Source organism: Streptomyces sp. NPDC097981, from assembly GCF_040302565.1.
In the GTDB taxonomy this organism is placed as follows: Bacteria; Actinomycetota; Actinomycetes; order Streptomycetales; family Streptomycetaceae; genus Streptomyces.
This window is the reverse complement of sequence record NZ_JBEORW010000137.1, coordinates 1-4474: the sequence shown is the minus strand read 5'-3', so window position 1 is coordinate 4474 and position 4474 is coordinate 1. Positions and strand designations below refer to the sequence as shown.

Genomic DNA, 4474 nt, shown 5'->3' with positions numbered 1-4474 from the left:
CCTCAGAGCTCGAAGGCTCCGGCGTCGAAAGTGCTCACCTACCGGCGGCTACGGAACCGAGCATTCCCCGGTTCCGTAGCTCCCATTAGGCGGCGGGGTGGGCGGCATAGCGGCCGACCGGGCGCTCCAGGCCCAGCAGTCCGCGCAAGGTGTCCGCCTCGTACGCGCGGCGGAAGGCTCCGCGCCGCTGTAGCTCCGGTACGAGCCCCCGGGTGATCGCGGGCAGGTCGTGGGCGAGTGCGCCCGGCTGCAATCGGAAGCCCGACAGTCCGGCCGTCCGCCAGTCCTGGAGCAGGTCCGCCAGTTGCGCCGCGGTCCCGGTGAAGATCGCCGTGTCACTGCTGTACGAGGCGCCCGCGAGCGCGTCCAGGCGGCTGCGGCGCGCGTCGGCCGCTGGGGCGTCCTCGTCCAGGAACACGGTGAGGTCGGCGAAGAGGTGCAGCGGCTGCGCGGAGAGCCCGGCGGATTCCCGGGCGGCCCTCGAAGTCGATGTAGTGCAGCTTGTCGCGGTCGACGAACCGGCCGGTGGCCACGTCCCGGATCTCGGCGTCGTCGTCCCAGCTGTCCCACAGCCGCCGGATCACCTCGATGTGATCGGCGGCCTCCTCATAGGACTCCGCCTCAGGGAGCGGAACCGCCCGTCGCCCGAAATGCCGTGCCTCGTGGGCACGTTGTGACACCTGTATGCGCAGGCCCGCACGTCCTCTGCTGACATGGTCCAGGGTGGCGATCGCCTTGGATATGTGGAAGGGCTCGGTGTGGGTGGCGGTCACGGTCGGAACCAGTCCGACGTGCCGGGTCAACGGTGCGATGCGGGCGGCGGTGAGCACCGCGTCCAGCCGCCCGCGGACCTGGTCCGTGCGCCCGTCGGGCCCTTCCGCCGAGGAGGACTGGAGGGCGAAGGCGTCCTCGAAGGTGACGAAGTCCAGCAGTCCGGCCTCGGCTTCGGCGACGGCATCGGCCCAGTAGCGGGGCGTGAAGAGTTCGCGGGGCCGGGCGCCCGGCTCGCGCCAGGCGGCAGGGTGCCAGCCCGCGCCGTCGAGCGCGACGGCGAGGTGCAGCGGTTCGGAAAATGCTGATGTGACTTCGGATGCGGGCGGGGATGAGGACACGTTGAATTACGCCTTCCTGATCGGCCGTGCGAAAAGGAGCCCGATGCGCGTCGCGAATGTGAGGGCGTACGAGAGGGCGGGGAAGAGGCCCGTCGCCGATGTCTCTTCGAAACGCTATGCCCCATAGCGGGGCCATACAAGGACCTGAATATTAAGAGAAGTTGGCAGCGGTGTTGCAGGCGCGCGGACGGCCATGAAGAGCCCTGGAGACTATGCGGGGCCGACCCCGCCGCCGAGCCGGCCCTCGGGCTACCGGTGGTCGGGCACGTACCTGTAGCCGACACGACGCACGGTGGAGATGCGGTCGCGGTAGGCGGGGCCGAGCGGGCGGCCCAACGGCACGCGCCCAGGGTTCCGCGCCTGGCGCACGGCCATCGGGCGAACTCCGCGAGTTCACCGACCCCCTGACGGATGGTCCTGCTGCGGCCCGCCCTCAAGCCGCACCGGCGGGCCCCTGACCACACCGTCTTTCATTCCAAGACCGAACCGTCCACCATTCGGTCATGCCCTTGCTGGAGAGGCAGCCTCTGGAGTATTCCTATGAATCCGATGGGAAAGATGGGGATTCGGTGCACCGGAAAGCCGCCCTCCGAAGCCCATCACCGGCACCTGAGCGGCATACGGACCAGGGCGTCGGCGGAACGGCGGGTGTGCCGCCCCGCCCGGTCGCGGCCCGCTCGCACGCCCACCGTTTTCCTCTCTCCTGCACCTCCCGCACCTCCCAGCAACCGGCCGTGGCCGCCCAACAACGTTCCGGAGTAGCCGACATGACCACCGCCATCCCCCATGGCACCGCTGTCCGCCAAGCCCCCACACCACACAGCGGCGCTCGGGCCTGCCGGTGACGCCCATGCCGACGACACCGAGCCCTGCCGGCCACCGATCCGCCGACGGGCAGCGCCGCGCGCTCCTGCGTACCGCCCGCGATGTGGCGGACGACCTCGCCGCGGATGCCATCGCCCGCGATCAGGCAGGCAGGCAACCGACCGACGAGACGGCCCGACTGCGCGAAGCCGGCCTGCCGGCGGCCCTCACCCCGCCCGGGCCCGGCCGCGGGGCGGACTGGCACACCGGATGCGCCGTCATACGGGAGATCGCCTCGGCAGACAGCTCTGTCGGCGACGTACTCGCCCGCCACTACGTACACGCGTGGAGCGGACGGTTCTACGCGAGTCACCACCACGCGGCCGCCCTCGAAGAGGAGTCGGTGCGCGAGCAGTGGCTTTGGACCGGCACGGTCCACGCGCCCGCATCCAACGGCGACACCGACGGACCGGACCTCACACTGAGGCCGCGCACCACCGGCTACGTCCTGAACGGGCGCCGGTCCGTGGACACGGCGGCGGCCGCAGCCGACCAGATCGTGGTGGACGCCGTCTGCGCCGCGACCGGTGACGTCCTGGTCGTACGGATCCCACCCGGCGCACGGGGCGTGTCCGTCGAACCCGCCCACGATCGCCTCGGGCAGCGCGTCGCCGGCGCAGGCGAGGTCGTCCTCGACCGGGTCACCATCACGCCGGGGCAGGTGCTGGGCCGCAGGCCGCACGACGAGGAGTCGACCGCGCCCTTCACCGCGCTCGCCGAGCCGGCGCTCCGGCTCGCCCTGTGCCACGTCGGCCTCGGCATCGCCGAGGGCGCCCTGACCGAGGCGCGCGACCTCAGCAGGGGCGGCCGTGCACACCGGCTGCCCGGTGAGGACCCGGACCTCTTCCTGACGTACGGGGAACTCGCCTCTGCAGCCCAGACGGCCACCGCGGTGGTCGACCGGGCGACGGACGTGATGGCGCAGGCCCTCGACACGGGTACGCACCTCGATGCGGAAGGAGCCGCAGGCGTCGCCGCCCTGGTCGCCACGGCCGAGACCGTCACCTCGAAGGCCGCCCTGCACATCACCGCCCGGGTGCTGGAACTCGCCGACGCCCCCGGCCTGGACCGGTTCTGGCGCAACGCCCGAGTCCTGACAGCCCATCGCCCGGTCGCGCACCGCCTGCGCTCCATCGGCGAGCACTACCTCAACGGCTCCCACCGCGCTGTGGCGGCGGCTTTCCATTGACACAGGGCGCGGCACAGGACACGGATCCGCGACCTGAGCCCCTCGGCCGCCGAGCACGAATTCCTGCCCGGCAGCCGAGGGGCCACCCGTGACGGACACCGCCGGCCTGTGACATGGAAGATAATGTCCGCATGCGGATCTCAGCCAGGGCGGACTACGCGGTGCGCGCCGCGCTGCAGCTTGCCGCGTCACAGGATGACGGGCCAGTGAAGGCCGAAGCCATCGCCGACGCCCAGGACATCCCTCACAAGTTCCTGGAGGGCATCCTGAACGACATGCGCCGAGGCGGTCTCGTGCTCAGCCAACGAGGCGGCAACGGCGGCTACCGGCTGGCCAAGCCCGCCCAGTCGATCAGCATCGCGGACGTGATCCGCGTCGTCGACGGACCGCTCGTCTCGGTCCGAGGGGTCCGCCCACCGGACCTGTCCTACACCGGCCCCGCCCAGTCCCTGCTCCCCCTGTGGATCGCACTGCGGGCCAACGTGCGCGAGATCCTCGACGGCGTGACGCTCGCCGACGTCGCGTCGTCCGACCTGCCCGCTGACGTATCGGCACTGGCCGATGCCCCCGGCGCCTGGACCAATCCCTGACCCTTGACGACCTGCGGTTTCTCACATCACGAGATCTCGGCGTCCACGATTCGGTCAGCCTCTTGGGGCGGGTGTCCGCCTCTGCCAATATGCCTACCAACCAGGTGGGAAAACTAGGAATCGGGTGAGGTGGCCATGCGAACACTGCATCACGCAGGCCGTGTGCTGCCTCTGACCTCCCGCCGGCACATCGACCTGGTCCGTACGTCCAGCGCCATCTGTCAGCCCGGCTGAGACCATTCACCGGGCCTGACCCACGCTCAGTGCACTACTGGGCGCCGCGCCACTGCGTTCTCCGTCAGCCGGACAGGCCCCTCGGCCGGCCTCACCGACCGCGTGCCTTCGAGCGCGGGCGTCCGATGCACGGGCTCGATGACCGTCCCCGGAGCGTCCGGCACCTGTCCGTTCCGCAACCTGCGACCACGATCCCGTCGTCGGCGGCCGGGAGTGGGTGCCGTGGGTGCCGACGGCTTCGCGTGGCCCATTTCCGCACCTCCCTGAACACCATCCCGTGAAAGGACACCTCCGTGTCTGCCGCAAGACCGCTCACCACCCTGCGTGCCATCGCCGTCACAGCGGCGCTTCCCCTGCTGCTCACCGCATGCGGCTACGGTTCCGAGGCGAAGAAGGACGACGGCAAGACGTCCGCCGCCCCTGCCGCCGACGCGAAGAAGCTGTCCGCCCCCGAGGTCCGCATCGGGTACTTCCCGAACCTGACG

At 70.8% G+C, this 4474-nt stretch carries 3 protein-coding genes and 2 pseudogenes; 4 read left to right on the top strand and 1 reads right to left on the bottom strand.

Annotated elements, in window-relative coordinates; all coding sequences use genetic code 11:
• Nucleotides 1-85 precede the first annotated feature (85 nt).
• Nucleotides 86-1112, bottom strand: a pseudogene (locus ABTY04_RS40440) (LLM class flavin-dependent oxidoreductase).
• Between the two features lie 850 nt (nt 1113-1962).
• Between ABTY04_RS40440 and ABTY04_RS40435 the strand changes: the two are divergent.
• From ABTY04_RS40435 to ABTY04_RS40420, 4 genes and pseudogenes are all read left to right on the top strand, one after another.
• Complete coding sequence (locus ABTY04_RS40435; protein ID WP_352218425.1) at nt 1963-3165, top strand: acyl-CoA dehydrogenase family protein; 1203 nt, start codon at nt 1963-1965, stop codon at nt 3163-3165.
• 131 nt (nt 3166-3296) lie between these two features.
• Nucleotides 3297-3755: an RrF2 family transcriptional regulator gene (locus ABTY04_RS40430; RefSeq protein ID WP_352218424.1), complete on the top strand. Its 459-nt coding sequence runs from the start codon at nt 3297-3299 to the stop codon at nt 3753-3755.
• Nucleotides 3756-3890: 135 nt separating this feature from the next.
• Nucleotides 3891-3989 carry a putative leader peptide gene (locus ABTY04_RS40425; RefSeq protein ID WP_352218423.1) on the top strand — a complete coding sequence of 33 codons (99 nt, stop codon included), beginning with the start codon at nt 3891-3893 and terminating at the stop codon, nt 3987-3989.
• A gap of 293 nt (nt 3990-4282) precedes the next feature.
• Nucleotides 4283-4474: pseudogene (locus ABTY04_RS40420) on the top strand (sulfate ABC transporter substrate-binding protein); the annotation flags it as partial.

Coding starts and splice junctions, on each gene's coding strand:
- ABTY04_RS40435 (WP_352218425.1), top strand. CDS start 1,963: ATGCCGACGACACCGAGCCCTGCCGGCCACCGATCCGCCGACGGGCAG.
- ABTY04_RS40425 (WP_352218423.1), top strand. CDS start 3,891: ATGCGAACACTGCATCACGCAGGCCGTGTGCTGCCTCTGACCTCCCGC.
- ABTY04_RS40430 (WP_352218424.1), top strand. CDS start 3,297: ATGCGGATCTCAGCCAGGGCGGACTACGCGGTGCGCGCCGCGCTGCAG.